The 15,219-nt window shown below is 72.0% G+C and carries 17 protein-coding genes; 6 read left to right on the forward strand and 11 right to left on the reverse strand.

Features of this window, described 5'->3' with window-relative positions:
* Positions 1 to 75: 75 nt before the first annotated feature.
* Together AC0VYN_RS19040 and AC0VYN_RS19045 are read left to right on the forward strand one after the other, a co-directional pair.
* Positions 76 to 642: a tellurite resistance TerB family protein gene (locus tag AC0VYN_RS19040; RefSeq protein WP_475536926.1), complete on the forward strand. Its 567-nt coding sequence runs from the start codon at positions 76 to 78 to the stop codon at positions 640 to 642.
* Between the two features lie 65 nt (positions 643 to 707).
* Positions 708 to 1,643: an aminoglycoside phosphotransferase family protein gene (locus AC0VYN_RS19045; protein ID WP_475531894.1), complete on the forward strand. Its 936-nt coding sequence runs from the start codon at positions 708 to 710 to the stop codon at positions 1,641 to 1,643.
* On the opposite strand, the gene paaE is transcribed toward AC0VYN_RS19045, so the two are convergent.
* Genes paaE through paaA form a run of 5 tightly spaced genes read right to left on the reverse strand, consistent with a single transcriptional unit; the run spans position 1,631 to position 5,341 of the window.
* A complete protein-coding gene (gene paaE / locus AC0VYN_RS19050) occupies positions 1,631 to 2,737 on the reverse strand; it encodes a 1,2-phenylacetyl-CoA epoxidase subunit PaaE (protein WP_451689083.1) in 1,107 nt (368 codons plus the stop codon). The genes AC0VYN_RS19045 and paaE overlap by 13 nt on opposite strands.
* Positions 2,737 to 3,243, reverse strand: a complete 507-nt coding sequence (gene paaD / locus AC0VYN_RS19055) for a 1,2-phenylacetyl-CoA epoxidase subunit PaaD (RefSeq protein WP_385457437.1) — start codon at positions 3,241 to 3,243, stop codon at positions 2,737 to 2,739. Before paaD ends, paaE begins: the two co-directional genes overlap by 1 nt.
* Entirely contained in the window at positions 3,237 to 4,064 is an 828-nt protein-coding gene (gene paaC, locus AC0VYN_RS19060; protein WP_475531895.1) for a 1,2-phenylacetyl-CoA epoxidase subunit PaaC, read from the reverse strand. Before paaC ends, paaD begins: the two co-directional genes overlap by 7 nt.
* Before the next feature lie 9 nt (positions 4,065 to 4,073).
* Positions 4,074 to 4,367, reverse strand: coding sequence for a 1,2-phenylacetyl-CoA epoxidase subunit PaaB (paaB, locus tag AC0VYN_RS19065; RefSeq protein ID WP_385457441.1), 294 nt, complete (start codon positions 4,365 to 4,367; stop codon positions 4,074 to 4,076).
* Complete coding sequence (gene paaA, locus AC0VYN_RS19070; protein ID WP_475531896.1) at positions 4,364 to 5,341, reverse strand: 1,2-phenylacetyl-CoA epoxidase subunit PaaA; 978 nt, start codon at positions 5,339 to 5,341, stop codon at positions 4,364 to 4,366. Before paaA ends, paaB begins: the two co-directional genes overlap by 4 nt.
* A 245-nt stretch (positions 5,342 to 5,586) precedes the next feature.
* Here paaA and paaI point away from each other — a divergent pair, with 245 nt between their 5' ends.
* From paaI to AC0VYN_RS19085, 3 genes are all read left to right on the forward strand, one after another.
* Positions 5,587 to 6,021 (forward strand): hydroxyphenylacetyl-CoA thioesterase PaaI, encoded by a 435-nt coding sequence (gene paaI / locus AC0VYN_RS19075; protein ID WP_385457528.1) that lies wholly within the window; start codon positions 5,587 to 5,589, stop codon positions 6,019 to 6,021.
* Positions 6,018 to 7,370 carry a phenylacetate--CoA ligase PaaK gene (gene paaK / locus AC0VYN_RS19080; RefSeq protein ID WP_475531897.1) on the forward strand — a complete coding sequence of 451 codons (1,353 nt, stop codon included), beginning with the start codon at positions 6,018 to 6,020 and terminating at the stop codon, positions 7,368 to 7,370. The genes paaI and paaK overlap by 4 nt, the downstream gene beginning before the upstream one ends.
* Before the next feature lie 164 nt (positions 7,371 to 7,534).
* Positions 7,535 to 8,833 carry a flavin-containing monooxygenase gene (locus AC0VYN_RS19085; RefSeq protein WP_475531898.1) on the forward strand — a complete coding sequence of 433 codons (1,299 nt, stop codon included), beginning with the start codon at positions 7,535 to 7,537 and terminating at the stop codon, positions 8,831 to 8,833.
* Between the two features lie 88 nt (positions 8,834 to 8,921).
* Here the strand turns inward: AC0VYN_RS19085 and AC0VYN_RS19090 are convergent, their stop codons facing one another.
* The 6 genes from AC0VYN_RS19090 to AC0VYN_RS19115 form a co-directional block, all read right to left on the reverse strand.
* Positions 8,922 to 10,049, reverse strand: a complete 1,128-nt coding sequence (locus AC0VYN_RS19090) for a tryptophan dimethylallyltransferase family protein (RefSeq protein WP_475531899.1) — start codon at positions 10,047 to 10,049, stop codon at positions 8,922 to 8,924.
* A 204-nt stretch (positions 10,050 to 10,253) separates the two neighbouring features.
* Positions 10,254 to 11,603 carry a cytochrome P450 gene (locus tag AC0VYN_RS19095; RefSeq protein WP_451689087.1) on the reverse strand — a complete coding sequence of 450 codons (1,350 nt, stop codon included), beginning with the start codon at positions 11,601 to 11,603 and terminating at the stop codon, positions 10,254 to 10,256.
* A 14-nt stretch (positions 11,604 to 11,617) separates the two neighbouring features.
* Positions 11,618 to 12,211, reverse strand: a complete 594-nt coding sequence (locus AC0VYN_RS19100) for a GTP-binding protein (RefSeq protein ID WP_385457451.1) — start codon at positions 12,209 to 12,211, stop codon at positions 11,618 to 11,620.
* Positions 12,186 to 12,563: a DUF742 domain-containing protein gene (locus AC0VYN_RS19105; RefSeq protein ID WP_475531900.1), complete on the reverse strand. Its 378-nt coding sequence runs from the start codon at positions 12,561 to 12,563 to the stop codon at positions 12,186 to 12,188. The genes AC0VYN_RS19100 and AC0VYN_RS19105 overlap by 26 nt, the downstream gene beginning before the upstream one ends.
* Positions 12,560 to 12,961 carry a roadblock/LC7 domain-containing protein gene (locus AC0VYN_RS19110; protein ID WP_385457455.1) on the reverse strand — a complete coding sequence of 134 codons (402 nt, stop codon included), beginning with the start codon at positions 12,959 to 12,961 and terminating at the stop codon, positions 12,560 to 12,562. The genes AC0VYN_RS19105 and AC0VYN_RS19110 overlap by 4 nt, the downstream gene beginning before the upstream one ends.
* Positions 12,958 to 14,127 (reverse strand): sensor histidine kinase, encoded by a 1,170-nt coding sequence (locus tag AC0VYN_RS19115; protein WP_475531901.1) that lies wholly within the window; start codon positions 14,125 to 14,127, stop codon positions 12,958 to 12,960. The genes AC0VYN_RS19110 and AC0VYN_RS19115 overlap by 4 nt, the downstream gene beginning before the upstream one ends.
* A 326-nt stretch (positions 14,128 to 14,453) precedes the next feature.
* On the opposite strand from AC0VYN_RS19115, the gene AC0VYN_RS19120 reads away from it, so the two are divergent.
* Positions 14,454 to 15,203, forward strand: a complete 750-nt coding sequence (locus AC0VYN_RS19120) for a sulfite exporter TauE/SafE family protein (protein ID WP_475536927.1) — start codon at positions 14,454 to 14,456, stop codon at positions 15,201 to 15,203.
* The last annotated feature ends 16 nt before the right edge of the window (positions 15,204 to 15,219 follow it).

Genomic DNA, 15,219 nt, shown 5'->3' on the forward strand with positions numbered 1-15,219 from the left:
AACCTGACGGACCGCGACCCGGCACGACCGCGGACCACGACGGGATACGCAGCAGAAGAAGCCGAGGTGGCACGAGTGGCGATGTGGGACCGGATCAAGGACCAGGCCAGGACGCTCCAGCAGTCCCAGGGCACGCGTGGGACGGGCGGGCACGGGCCGGGACAGCAGGCGTCCGGCCGTCCGGGCTCGTCGTCCGGCGGCTCCAAGGCCCAGCTGATCGGGCTGTTCAAGTCCCAGCTCGCGTCGGTGAAGACGGAACTCAAGAGCGGCGCCTACCGGGACGCGAGCATGGCCATGTGCGCGCTGGTGGCGGCGGCCGACGGGCGGGTGGACCCGGCGGAGCGGCAGCGGGTGGAGGAGCTCATCGTCTCCAACGAGGTCCTGCAGAACTTCCCCGCGGACCAGCTCCGGCAGCGGTTCAACCAGCACGTGGACCGGCTCCTGAGCAACTTCGAGGCGGGCAGGGCCGAGGCGCTGCAGGTGATCGCGAAGGCCGCCAAGAAACCCGCGGAGGCCCGGGCGGTCGTCCAGACCGGCATGGTCGTCGCCGGCGCGGACGGGGTCTTCGAGGCGGCCGAACAGTACGCGGTGCGTGAGGCGTGCACCGCCCTGGGGCTGTCTCCCGCGGAGTTCGGCGTCTGAGCGCCCGGGGCCGCCGGGCGGAAAGCGTTTGACGCGCGTCCGCGCCCGGCGATCGGATGGCGTCCATGAGTTCAGGGCAGCCGCGTCCCGGCACGCACCCCATCGACGACGACCTCGTACGGCGGCTGGTCGCCGGACGGTTCCCCCGGTGGTCCGGCCTGCCGGTGAAGCGGTATCCGTCCGGCGGCACGGTCAACGCGATGTACCGGCTGGGCGACCGGCTGGTCGTGCGGCTGCCGCTAGTGGAGGGCGGGGCCGCCGACGTGCTGGCGGAGCGTCAGTGGCTGCCGCGCCTCGCGCCCCTGCTGCCCGCGGCCGTCCCCGAGGTGGTGGGGACGGGTGAGCCCGCCGAGGGGTATCCGTGGCCCTGGTCGGTCTACCGGTGGCTGCCCGGGGAGATTCCCGAGGAAGGGGCGCTGAGCGATCCGGTGCGCCTGGCGGAGGATCTGGCCGGGTTCGTGGCGGCGATGCGGAGCGTCACCCTGCCGGGGGCGCCGCCGGCGTACCGCGGCGGCCCGCTCGCCTCGCTCGACGCGTCGACGCGGGCGGCGATCGAGGAGCTGCGCCGCCTTCCGGAGGAGGGCGTCGACGGCGACGCCTTGGCCGCCGTCTGGGACGACGCGCTGCGCGCCCCGGCCTGGGGCGGGCCGCCGGTGTGGCTGCACGCCGACCTGATGCCGGGCAATGTGCTGCTCGAGGCCGGCAGGCTCTCCTCGGTGATCGACTTCGGCTGTGCGGGCGTGGGCGACCCGGCCTGCGACCTGTTCCCGGCGTGGAACCTGCTGCCGGCCCGCGCGCGCGAGGTCTTCCGCCGGGCGCTCGGCGTGGACGACGCGACCTGGCTGCGCGGCCGGGGGCGGACGCTCTCCCAGGCACTGATCGCACTGCCCTACTACCGGAGGACGAACCAGGCGATGGCGCGCAACGCCCGGCACGTGATCCGGGCGGTGCTGGAGGAGACCGGAGGGGGAAGCGCCGTGAAGCCGGGTCAGCTGTCGTAGTCGACGGTCAGCGTGTCGGACGCCGGGTACGACTGGCAGGTCAGGACGTAGCCGGCGTCGACCTCGGCGGCTTCCAGGGCGTAGTTGCGCCGCATGTCGGCCTTGCCGTCGGTGACCAGGGCTCGGCAGGTGCCGCAGACACCGCCCTTGCAGGCGAACGGCAGGTCGGGGCGGCTCTTCTGGGCTCCGTCGAGGACGGTCCGCTCCCGGGACAGCGAGGCCGTCGTGGACCGGCCGTCCAGGGTGATGGTGACCTCGCTGACCGGCCCCTCGGGTCCGGCGTCCTCGTGGTGGACCTCGCGCACCGGCTCGTCGTCGGCGAAGAACAGCTCCCGGTGGACGCGGTCCGCGGGTACGCCGAGGCCGGTCAGGACCTGCTGCGCGTCGAGGACCATGCCGTGCGGGCCGCACAGCCACCAGTGATCGGCGTTCGGCACGTCGACCAGGGCGTCGACGAGCGCCGAGAGCCGTTCGGCGTCCAGCCGGCCGGAGAGCACCTCGGCCTCCCGGGGCTCTCGCGAGAGCACGTGGGCGAGCTGGAAGCGGGCGGGGTGCAGGTCCTTGAGGTCGGCCAGTTCGTCGGCGAACATCACCGTGTCGGTGCGACGGTTGCCGTAGAACAGGGTGACGGTGGAGCGGTCGTCGGCGGCCAGCACCGACTCGGCGATGGACAGCATGGGCGTGATGCCCGAGCCCGCCGCGATGAGCACATGGTGGCCGGGCGCGGTGAGGTCGGGGGTGAAGAGGCCGGTGGGGGCCATCACCTCGACAGTGTCACCGGGCCGTACGTCGTTGACGAGCCAGGACGAGAACAGGCCGCCCGGCACCACCCGCACCCCGATGCGCGGCGACGATCCGGCCGGCGAGCAGATCGAGTAGGAGCGGCGCTCGTCGCGGCCGTCGATCTCGCGCCGCAGCGTGAGCGACTGTCCCGGCGCGAAGGCGAACTCCCCGGCCAGCTCGTCCGGGATGTCGAAGGCGACGGCGACCGCGTCGGCGCACAGCCGCTGGACGGCGGCGACGCGCAGACGGTGGAAGGCCGGGCGGCGGCGGACGCGTGCCGGGACGGCCGAGGCGGGGGCGGTCGGGGCCATCAGATCTCCTTGACGTACTCGAACGGCTCGCGGCAGGCCCGGCAGCGCCACAGCGCCTTGCAGGACGTGGCGGCGAAACGGGAGGTCTCCTCGGTGTCCGCCGCACCGCACCGGGGGCAGGGCACCGTGCGCCGGGTGGGCGACAGCACGAGGGGGACCGGGCCGCGGGGCGCGGCGCCGGGCGGGGCGATACCGTGCTCCGCGAGCTTGCGGCGGCCGGATTCGGTGATCCAGTCGCTGGTCCACGGCGGGCTCAGCACCGTGCGGATCTCCACCCGCGCGTACCCGGCGGCACGCAGGCGGGCGGCGACGTCCGCCCGCATCTCGGCCATGGCGGGGCAGCCGGAGTAGGTGGGGGTCAGGCTCGCGACCACCGCGCCGTCCTCGGTCATCTCGACGTCGCGCAGCACACCGAGGTCGGCGAGGGTCAGCATGGGCAGCTCGGGGTCCGGCACCCGCTCGGCGATGCGCCGGGCCTGCCGGGCGTCCAGGCGGGTGGTCACCATGTCGCCTCCGGGTGGGCGCGGGCCACGCTCTGCAACTCGGCGAGCAGCGGCGCGAGGTGCTCGGTGTGCTCGCCCTCGCGACCGGAGCCGGGCAGCGGCCGGTACACGGGCATCGGCAGTCCGGCCGCCTCGGTGACCTGGCGCAGGACGTCGGTGAGCTCGTCGCGCACGTCGTAGGCGGTGTGCAGCTCGCCGAGGTAGGGGGCGACCTGCTCCAGGGCCGTGCGCATCCTGCGGTGGGACTCGTCCGTGCCGTCGCCGAGTCGCACGGCCCACTCGGCCGCGTACTGCCGGTGGTACGTCAGTTCCTTGACGCCCTTGGCCGCGACGGCCGCGAGGACCGGGTCGGGGTGGGAGGCGAGCCGTTCGAAGTGCGCGAGCCGCCAGGTGGAGAGCACCAGCAGCCGCACGACGGCGAACGCGAAGTCGCCGCGCGGCAGTTCGGCCAGGCGCACGTTGCGGAAGTCGGCGGCGTCACGGAAGTAGGCGTAGGCGTCCTCGTCGCGGCCGGTGCCGTCGGTCTGGCCTGCCCGCGAGTAGAGCAGGCGGGCCTGGCCGAGGAGGTCGAGGCCGATGTTGGCCAGCGCCACCTCCTCCTCCAGCTCGGGCGCGCGGGTGACCCACTCGGCGAGCCGCTGGGACGAGACCAGGGCGTCGTCGGCGAGGGCCACGCACTGGGCGGCCAGTTCCCCGGTGTCGACGCCCTCGGGCACGGCGGTGTCCACGCCGTGCAGCGGGTCCTCGAAGCCGGTGCCGTAGGCCCACCGGGTGTCGTCCTCGTGTCCCTCGGCGAGGGTCATGTAGACGTGGTCGTCGCTCATGCCCTGCTCCTAGATGTGGGGGACGTCGTCGGGGATGTCGTAGAAGGTGGGGTGGCGGTAGACCTTGTCGGCGCTGGGGGCGAAGAAGGGGTCCTTCTCGTCGCGCGTGGAGGCGGCTATGTGCTCGGAGCGGACCACCCAGATGCTCACGCCCTCGTTGCGCCGCGTGTAGAGGTCGCGGGCGTGGGTGAGCGCCATCGTGTCGTCGGCGGCGTGCAGCGAGCCGACGTGGACGTGGTTGAGGCCGCGCTTGCCGCGTACGAACACCTCGTACAGCGGCCAGTCCCGCTTCTCGGAGGTCATGCCGCCGCTCCCTTCTCCGTACGGGCGGCCTGCTTGGCCGCGTGGGCGGTGGCCGCCTCGCGGACCCAGGAGCCCTCTTCGTGGGCGGAGCGCCGCCGCTCCATCCGCCGCGCGTTGCACGGGCCGTCGCCCTTGATGACACGCATGAGTTCGTCCCAGTCGGGGGTGCCGAAGTCGTGGTGCCCCGTCTCCTCGTTCCAGCGCAGCTCGGGGTCGGGCAGGGTGACGCCGAGCTTCTCGGCCTGGGGGACGGTCATGTCGACGAAGCGCCGGCGCAGTTCGTCGTTGCTGTGCCGCTTGATCTTCCAGGCCATGGACTGCGCCGAGTTGGGCGAGGCGTCGTCGGGCGGCCCGAACATCATCAGCGACGGCCACCACCAGCGGTTCACCGCGTCCTGCACCATCTCGCGCTGCGCGTCGGTGCCGCGCATCATCGTCATCAGCAGCTCGTAGCCCTGCCGCTGGTGGAAGGACTCCTCCTTGCAGATGCGCACCATCGCGCGCGCGTACGGCCCGTAGGAGCTGCGGCACAGCGGGACCTGGTTGCAGATCGCCGCGCCGTCCACGAACCAGCCGATCACGCCGACGTCGGCGAAGCTGAGGGTGGGGTAGTTGAAGATCGACGAGTACTTCTGCCGGCCTTCGATGAGCCGCTCGGTGAGGTCGGCCCGGTCGGCGCCGAGCGTCTCGGCCGCCGAGTACAGGTAGAGGCCGTGGCCGGCCTCGTCCTGGACCTTGGCGAACAGGATCGCCTTGCGGCGCAGCGACGGCGCCCGGGTGATCCACTCGCCCTCGGGCTGCATGCCGATGATCTCCGAGTGCGCGTGCTGGGCGACCTGGCGGACGAGCGTCCTGCGGTAGCCGTCCGGCATCCAGTCGCGCGGCTCGATCCGCTGGTCGTGCGCGATCGTGGCGTCGAAGTGCTCCTGCAGCCCCTCGGGGGGCGGCGCCTCGGCTGCGTGTGTCGTGGTCATCGATACCAGCTTCCCCTACCGACCATTCGTTCGGTACCAGTCTGACGTGTTTCCCGGGACCGGGCAAGACCCGCGGCCGGCCGCCTCCCCGGCCGACGGGCCACGGCACGGGCGTCCGGCTCTTGACAGGCCCCGATGCGACTGGATTACTAGGCCGTGCCGCACGGTAACCGAATGTTCGGTCGGGAAACAAGGTGGTGGATGACGTGGCGCAGGCCGTTGAGACGACGACGTCGGCGGAGGTGATGTTCGCCGCGGACGAGGCGTCCCGTCGGCTCGGCATCGAGCTGCTCGAGCGGGGCGAGGGCACGGCCGTGGTCCGCATGACCGTGACCCCCTCGATGGTGAACGGCCACCGGATCGCCCACGGCGGCTATCTGTTCCTGCTCGCGGACACCGCCTTCGCGTGCGCCTGCAACAGCCACGGACCGGTGACCGTGGCCGCCGGTGCCGACATCGTCTTCGTCGCCCCCGCCCACGAGGGTGACGTACTCGTGGCGACCGCCGAGGAACGCACCCGGTACGGCCGCAGCGGCGTCTACGACGTGAGCGTGCGGCGCGGCGAGGAAGTGATCGCGGAGTTCCGCGGGCGCAGCCGGAGCGTCCGGGGCTCGACGAAGGACACGACGGCGGACCCGGCCGCGGACGGGGCGCCGAGCACGACGAAGGAGTCGCGATGAGCAGCGAACCGACGACCGGCGGACCGACGGTCACCGCCCCCCGCCTCGGGGGACCCCTCCCCCGGGACCTGCGGGACGACGGCGAGCGTCTCACCGGCGAACAGCTGCGCGAACTCCAGCTCGACCGTCTGCGCGCGACCCTGCGGCACGCCTACGAGAACGTGGAGCTGTACCGGAGGAAGTTCGACGCGGCCGGGGTGAAGCCCGACGACTGCCGCAGCCTCGCGGACCTGGCCCGGTTCCCCTTCACCACGAAGGCCGACCTGCGGGAGACCTACCCCTTCGGCATGTTCGCCGTCCCGATGTCCGAGGTGCGGCGCGTCCACGCCTCCAGCGGCACCACCGGCCGCCCCACCGTCGTCGGTTACACGGACAACGACCTGTCCATGTGGGCGGACGTCATCGCGCGCTCGATCCGGGCCGCCGGCGGCCGCCCCGGCCACAAGGTCCACATCTCGTACGGCTACGGCCTGTTCACCGGCGGCCTGGGCGCCCACTACGGCGCCGAACGCGCCGGGTGCACCGTGATCCCCGCCTCCGGCGGCATGACGGCCCGGCAGGTGCAGATCATCCAGGACTTCCGGCCCGAGATCATCATGGTCACCCCGTCCTACATGCTCACCCTGCTCGACGAGTTCGAGCGGCAGGGCATCGACCCGCGCACCACCTCCCTCGAGGTGGGCATCTTCGGCGCCGAGCCGTGGACCGAGGAGATGCGCCGGGAGATCGAGGAGCGCATGGACATCCACGCCGTCGACATATACGGGCTGTCCGAGGTGATCGGCCCGGGGGTGGCGCAGGAGTGCGTGGAGACCAAGGACGGGCTGCACGTGTGGGAGGACCACTTCTACCCCGAGGTGGTCGACCCGCTCACGGACGAGGTGCTGGCCGAGGGCGAGGAGGGGGAGGTCGTCTTCACCTCGCTCACCAAGGAGGCGCTCCCCGTCGTCCGCTACCGCACCCGTGACCTGTCCCGGTTGCTGCCCGGGACCGCCCGCCCCGCCTTCCGCCGGATGGAGAAGGTCACCGGCCGCTGCGACGACATGATCATCCTGCGTGGTGTGAACGTCTTCCCGACCCAGATCGAGGAGATCGTGCTGCGCACACCCGGTGTGGCGCCGCACTTCCAGATCCAGCTCACGGAGCGCGGCCGCATGGACCACATGGTCGTCCGGGTCGAGGCCCGCCCGGACGCCGCCCCCGAGCAGCGCGAGGCCGCCGCGCGGACGATCGGCCAGGGGGTCAAGGACGGTGTCGGCATCACCGTCGAGGTGGCGGTCGTCGATCCCGAGACGCTGGAGCGCTCGGTCGGCAAGCTCCGCCGGGTGCAGGATCTCCGCCGGCCGTGACCGCCCGCCCGGTACGGCGTCCGGTGGGGTTCACCGGACGCCGTACCGGGCGAAACGTGAGCACGGACACAGCGGTTCGGCGGGGGTACTGGTGTGCGGGGAGACACGGATGGGCAATCAATGCATGATCGGGGGAGGTTGTGTTCGTCCTGAGGGGAAAGCCCGTGCGAGTGTGTGTGATCGGTGCCGGTCTGTCGGGGTTGGCTGTGGCCCGTGCCCTCAACGACCGCGGCATCGAGTTCGTCTGCCTGGAGAAGGCTCCCGACGTCGGCGGTATCTGGCGTCAGCCGCAGGCGGGTGAGCGCGGCCCGGGTTACCAGTCACTGCACCTCAACACCGCCAAGCAGCTCACCTGTTACGCCGACTACCCGATGCCGTCCACGTACCCGCTCTACCCGCGGCACAGCGATGTCGCCGCCTATCTGCGGTCGTTCGCCCAGTGGGCCGGGATACTGGACCGGGTCGAGCTGCGCACCGAGGTGGCCTCCGTGCGCCAGGACGCGGACGGCATGTGGACGGTCGTCAGCCGGGACGCGGCCGGGGAGGTGGCGTCGCGGCGGTTCGAGCACGTGATCGTCGCCTCGGGACACCACAGCGAGCCGGCCCTGCCCAATCCCCTTCCGCCGGGCGCGGCCTCCTTCACCGGGCGGATCCTGCACTCCCTCGACTACCGGGACGGCAGCGACTTCGCCGGGCAGCGCACCGTCGTGGTCGGACTGGGCGCGTCCGCGGTGGACATCGCGGCGGACCTCTCCCGGCACGCGGCGCGGACCGTGCTGTCGGTGCGCCGGGGACTGCACATCGTGCCCAAGCAGCTCTTCGGGATGTCCGTCGACGAGATCGCCGACGCGCCCTGGTGGGCCGCCATGTCCTTCGCCGAACAGCGCAGTTTCGTGGAACAGGCCCTGCACGTCGCGCGGGGCAGGCTCTCCGACTACGGGCTGCCGGAGCCCGACCACCCGGTCTTCTCCTCGGCCGTGACCCTGTCGGACGAGATCCTGAGCCGCATCCGGCACGGCGCGGTGACACCGAAGCCGGCCATCGGCTCCTTCGACGGCAGCCGGGTCGTGTTCACCGACGGCACCGCCGTGGAGGCGGACACGGTCGTCTACTGCACGGGCTTCCGCATGGCCTTCCCCTTCCTGCCCGCGGGCTGCCCGCTCGGGCCGGACGGCTCGGTCGAGCTGTACCGACGGGTCGTCCCGGCCGGCCGGCCCGGCCTGTACTTCGTCGGCCTCGTCCGGCCCGTGGGTGCGATCACGCGGCTGGTGGAGGCCCAGGCACAGTGGGTGACGCGGCTCATCGAGGGCCACGCCGCGCTGCCCGGCCAGGACACGATGCGTGAGGAGATCGGCACGTACCTCGCCGGGATCGCCCAGCGTTACGGCAGGACGCAGGGCGCCTCGATCCAGGTCGACGTGGGCCCGTACCTGAACGAGTTCCGCGAGACGCTCAACGTGTAGCCGTCCTGCGCGTCCACGCGCGCCGTCCACGCCCAGGGCCCCTCGGTGACGTCCACCGGGGGGCCCGCGGTCCTGCCGGGCGCTTCGCTCAGCGCGCCCCCACCGCGTCCCGGACCTCCCGGGCGGCCGGCGGCCTGACCGCGTACGCCTCCGAGGAGAGGTACGCCGTCACCCGCGGCGCGCGGTCCCGCTGGTGGGCCAGCGCCAGGTAGGCGATCAGGCCCACGCCGTCCTCCGGCCGGCGCCCGGTCACGGCGGCCAGCGCCCGGCCGAGCACGGGGCTGTCCACGCCGTACCGGCGCAGCACGCTCACCCCCCGCGCGAGGGCCTCCCCGTCGTGCCGGGCGTAGTCCCGGACGGGGATGTGGAGGGTGAAGCCGCTCGGCCGTGCCGAGCCGGTGTCGGTAAAGGAGTGGCACGTCAGGCCGGGCCGCCCGTCGAGACGCGCCACCCGCGTGGCCGCGCCCGCGGCCGTGAGGAAGAAGTCCTCGATCGCGGCGGGGTGGGGGCTCGGGTCCATGCGGGACAGCAGTCCCGCCCGCCCGGCGGTCAGGTCGTCGTGCCGCAGGTAGACCTTCACCCGGGGCTCGTCCCAGTCGCCGAGGTCGAGCGCGACGAACGGATACCCGTCGGCGGCGGGGAGCGTGGCGAACGCCTTCCTGTGTCCCAGCCGGTACAGGGCCTCGCGCACCGTCTCGACGGTGCGCTCCGCCCCGGAGGCGGCGGGGTTCAGGTACACCTTGACCTTGGGCACGCCGCCGGGCCTCAGTTCGAGCGCGCACCACAGGGCCAGCGGGCCCTGCGGGGAGCGCGGCAGGAACAGGTCCCGCACCGCGTCGAGCGGGCCGGTGCCGAAGTTCCAGCGTTTCGCCATCGCCCGCACCGTCTCGTAGCCGGCGCGACCGTTGTGGGCCAGGCTGTCTGCGCCGCAGCCTGGTTCCAGGAGCACCCGCAGAGCGGGGGCCGCGCCCGGCTGGAAGGAGAGGGAGAACTCCACCGGGGTGTGGTCGTCGGACAGGAAGGTGCGGTTGGGCGGGGGAAGTGCCAACGAGCGGTCACTCTCGTCACCCAGACTGTCCGTCAGTAGCCGGGCATAGGTGTCGAGGTCGGTCTCGGACAGACCCGCCACCGCGCCGAGTCTTCGCAACTGACTGCTCGTGAAGGCGCCGAGAGTCGTGGAGCCCGGCGGTCCGCCGCCCAGGGACGCCCCCGTCACCGGTCCGTCCCGGGCCGCAGGCGGACAAGAGGATACCCGCCCCTTCGGGCGGGTATCGGGGAGAACGGCGGCGGGGAAGCGGCGTTCGTGGATATGTGGTCCACGACACCTCCTTTTACTCGTGAGCAAATTGAGCCGCGTGCTCACTACCCGTGCCGTTGCACGTTTATGCGATTGTGGCAGTTCGGGCGTGTGTTACGGATATCACCGCGTGAGCCAGTTGAGGAACTGGCTCCACATACCTCCGCGTTCGGGCGTACGCGCCGCCTGGCCGGCCGCCGCCTCCTGCGTGGCGACCGCCGGGCCGCCGGGGCCGGGACGCCGGCCCGGCTGCACCGGGGTGAAGCGGGCCGGGAGGGTGGCGAGGGCCCGGTTGAAGGGTCCCGGCCGCCAGGTCAGGCTGTCCTCGGGGACGGCGAGTTCCACGTCGGGCAGCTCGTTGAACAGGTTCTCGATGGCGGTGACGGTGATGTGCCGGGCCGGCTCCTTGGAGGGGCAGGCGTGCGGGCCCGCGCTCCACGCCAGGTGGGCGCGGTTGCTGCCGGCCTGACGGGCGGCCTGCAGGGCGGGACCGGTGTTGGCCGCGGCGAAGCTGACCAGCACCAGATCGCCCGACTGGAGGCGCTGTCCGGCGAGTTCGACGTCGCCGGCCGGGTAGTGCGGCGCGTAGTTCGACATGGGAGGGTTCTCCCACAGCGTGTCGTCGAGGGCCTCGTCGATCAGGCCGCCCTCCCGGGCGTACCGCTCGTGGGTGAGGAGCCGGTGCAGGGTGTTCCCGATGAGGTTGCGCAGCGGTTCCGCGCCGGCTCCCAGCAGCAGTGCCAGCTGGTGGACCATCTCCTCGTCGGTGAGGCCCGCCTGGTGCTGCATCAGCCAGGAGGTGACGTCGTCGCCCGGCCTGGCCCGCTTGAGCGCGACGAGCTCGCCCACGGCCTGGAACAGCACCGCGGTGGCCTTGTCCGCGTTGACCCCGTCGAACATGCCGGAGATGCCGAACAGCACCCGGTCGCCGATGTCGGCGGGGCAGCCGAAGAGCTCGTTGAACACGAACAGCGGCAGCTGCTTGGCGTAGTCGCCGAGCAGGTCGGCCGATCCGCGGGCGGCGAACTGGGAGACGAGGTAGCCGGAGATCTGCTCGGTGCTCCGGCTCAGCCGGCGGGTGTCCACGCGCGCCATGCTGTCGGTGACGGCCTGCCGAAGCCGAAGGTGGTCGGCTCCGTCGGCGAACATGCAGTTGGGCCGGTAGGCGAGCAGCGGGGCGACCGGGCTGTCCGGGCCGACCTTGCCCTCGTTGAAGGCACGCCAGCGGCGCGCGTCCTTGCGGAAGGTCCCTGAGTCCTGCAGCAGTTGCAGGGCGGCCGCGTAGTCCGTGACCAGCGTCGCCTCCACCCCGGGGGCGAGCTCGACGGGAGCGGCGGGCCCGTAGTGGCGCAGGTAGTCGTAGTACGCCTGGGGAGCGGCGGCGAACTCCGGCCCGTACAGCGGCACCCGGCCGCCGGAGCCGTGGGCAGGGCACCCGGGCGGGGGCACCGGGGCCGTGTCGTGAGCGTCCATGTTGTTCTCGGTTCCTAGCGGGTGTGGTCCAGCAAGTAGCGGACCAGAGTGGTCAGTGCGGCGGCCGAGGACCTCTCGTCGCGGGCGTCGCAGGTGACGACGGGGGTGTCGTCGAGCAGGTCCAGGGCTTCGCGCAACGCCGGCTCGTCGCGCAGCGGGGCACCGTCGAAGTGGTTGACCGCGATGGCGTACTCGAGTCCGTACTGCTCGATGAGGTCGATCACGGGGAAGGAGTCCGCCAGCCGTTCGGGGTCGACGAGCACCAGGGCGCCGAGCGCGCCGCGCGCCATGTCCTCCCACATCTGGACGAAGCGCTGCTGGCCGGGCGTGCCGAAGAGGTAGAGCACGACGCGGTCGCTGATGGTCAGACGGCCGAAGTCCATGGCGACCGTGGTCGTGGTCTTGCCCTTGACCCCCTTGAGGTCGTCGACCGACTCGGCGGCCTGCGTCATCGTCTCCTCGGTCGACAGGGGCTCGATCTCGGAGATGGACCCGATGAGGGTGGTCTTGCCCACGGCGAAGTGACCGACGACGAGGATCTTGACGGCGGTCTGGGTCGCTCCGCCACGAACGTAGGCCTGCTCATCCAAACTTGGCGCGGAGACCATTGAGCACCTCCTCCAGGATCTCCTTGTCCGCGAGGCGGGCGCGAGCCACCGGCGGGCGGGTCATGACGTAGCCGCCTTCCATGAGGGAGGCCAGCAGGATGCGCACCACGCCCAGCGGGAGGTGGCTGTGTCCGGCGATCTCGGCGACCGAGAGGTAGCCGGCGGAACAGAGGTCGAGCAGGCTCTGCTCCTCGGGCGACAGCCGGGTCGGCCGCCGCGCGTGGTCGGCGGACGCGGTGACCAGTGTGATGAGCGAGAGCTGTTCGTCGTCGGGCAGCCCCCGGCCCCTGGTGATGACGTACGGCCGTACTAATTCCGCGGCTTCCGGCTCCCAGCCGTCGTGCCCGGTCATGAGTGGGTGCCGAGGTTCTCGCGGGGCGGCGTCGTCAGCCGCTTGCCGAGCTGCGCGACGAGCTGCTGCATGCGGAAGGTGATGTCCGCCATGTCGACCTCGGGCGAGGCGGAGACACCGAGGTAGGCGCCCTCGCCGGCGGAGATCAGGAACACCCAGCCGCCGTCGAACTCGACGAGGGTCTGCCGCCACGCCTGGTGCGGGTCCTCACAGAAGAAGGCGAGCGTCCGGCTGAGGGACTGCACGCCGCTCATCGCGGCGGCGACCCGGTCCGCGTCGTCCTTGTCGAAGTCCTGCGTCCGGGCCATCAGCAGACCGTCGGCGGATATCAGGACCGCGTGCAGGGCCCCGGGAATCTCCAGGGCGCTGTCGAGCATCCATGACAGATCGTCGTTCACGAGACTCCATGTCCTTCGCTGCTTGCACCAGGTGTTCTGCTCGTCCGGTCCTCGTCCTCGGGCCGGCCGGCGCGGCCGGACTGCGTGCCCCGCTGGAACGCGCCCATGATCTGCGCCTGTTCGGACTCGGAGCGGCCCGCGGCGCGCGGGGCCGAGGTGTTGCCGGGGACGATGGCCATCGGCCGCTTGCGGCGTCGCCGGGGAAGGCCGTCGCTGGTCTGCGACGAGGGGAGCGCGGCTTCGGGCCCGCCGTCCAGGACCGGCCGGGCCGCGCCCGCGGCCGGCGCCGGCGCCTTCTTCTCCGGCATGGCGGTGAGCAGTTCGTGCGGCAGCAGGACGACCGCGCGTACGCCTCCGTAGGGAGAGGAGGAGTCCACCGACACCTCGAAGCCGAAGCGCTCGCACAGCAGGCCGATGACCGCGAAGCCGAACTGCGGGGGGTTGCCGAGCCCCGCCACGCCCGAGGCGCGCTCACTGGAGAGCAGCTTCTCGGCGCGAGTGCGCTCCTCGTCGCTCATGCCGACACCGGCGTCGTCGACGACGACGCAGATGCCCTTGGGCACGGTGCGGATGTTGATCTCGACGACGGTGTCCGGGCTGGAGTAGCTGGTGGCGTTGTCGAGGAGTTCGGCGAGCACCAGGGCGACGGGTTCGACGGCGCGGCTGGTGATGCCGAAGTCGACCTGAGAGAGGATCTCCACCCGCCGGAAGTGCCGGATCCGGCCCTGGGCGCTGCGGACGACGTCGTACACGGAGGCGGTGTCGCGCCGTCCGCCGAGCCAGCCGTCGCACAGCACGGCGATGGACTGCGCGCGCCGGCCGAACTGCGAGTTGGTGTGGTCGATCTCCAGCAGGTCCTGCAGCAGGGCCGAGTCGCCGTACTTGGTCTGGAGCCGGGTGAGCACCAGCTGCTGCTCGGCGGCCAGGCCCTGGAGGGTGCGCATGGCGGACTTCAGAACGGTCTTGGTCTCGTCCTCGGCCCGCTCCTGGGCGGCTTGCACGGACTTTCCGTAATTGTTCTCCAGCTCCGTGTAATGGTCCTTCAGGCCCCGTACTTCCTGCCGCAGCGCTCGGGCCGCCCTGCGCTGACGGCTGACGAGCACGGCGGCGGCGACGAGGGCGACGAGGAGGACCCACACCAGTGGGTTCCCTGTGTATTCCGTCATAAGACTCTCTTCAGGCGACTGACGGCTTGCTGAAATCCCGTCCACGCGGGCGACCCGGCGGACCGCCCGCGCCGGTTGCTGCCCGGGCCGTCCCTGAAGTCGGGGATGCCGTCTTTCACCCATCCGCCCGCTCCGCAAACGCGGTGATCGTATCACCGTCGGATCTTGTGAATTTACGTCAAGAAGTGTGCGTGCACGACTGGTTGGAGGTCGGCAGCGACGGCGTCGTACGCGCTGGGTACAGTCGGCCGCGTGGCAGATGCAGAGGACACCTTCCGGCGGAACATCCGGCCGTCCCGGGGCGGTACGGCGTGACGCCCGAGGCCATGGCGGCGGTGTTCGCCGCGGGCGTCGGGGCCGGGGCGGTCAACAGCGTCGTCGGCTCGGGGACGCTGATCACCTTTCCCGTGCTGCTGGCCGCCGGACTGCCGCCCGTCACGGCCACGGTGTCCAACGCCCTCGGTCTCATCCCCGGTTCCGTGAGCGGCGCCATCGGCTACCGCGCGGAACTGCGCGGCCAGCGCCGGCGCGTCCTGAAACTGGGCACCGGGGCCCTGCTCGGCGGGCTCGCGGGGGCCACCCTGCTGCTGTCCCTGCCGGCCGACGCCTTCGAGACGATCGTGCCGGTCCTGGTCGGGCTCGCCCTCGTGCTGGTCGCCCTCCAGCCCCGGCTCGGCGCCATGGTGCGCCGGCGCCGCGAACGGACCGGCGACACCCGCCGCGACGGCGGTCCACTGCTGTACGGCGGTCTGACTCTGGCCAGCGTCTACGGGGGCTACTTCGCCGCCGCTCAGGGGATCATCTACCTGTCCCTGATGGGCATGCTCCTCGATGAACCCCTGCAACGCCTGAACGCCGTGAAGAACGTCCTGGCCGCCGTCGTGAACAGCGTCGCCGCGCTCTTCTTCCTCTTCGCGGCGGACTTCGACTGGACGGCCGTCGTACTCGTCGCGACCGGCTCCGGGCTCGGCGGTTACCTCGGGGCCAAGGTGGGCCGCCGCTTCACCCCCACGCTCCTGCGGGCCGTCGTCCTGACGATCGGTACCGTCGCGCTCGTCCAGCTGCTGCTGCGCTGACCCGCGTCCCCGCCCG

The organism is Streptomyces sp. 63XJN7_1_ISO-PGPR-S23-121 (assembly GCF_056173025.1).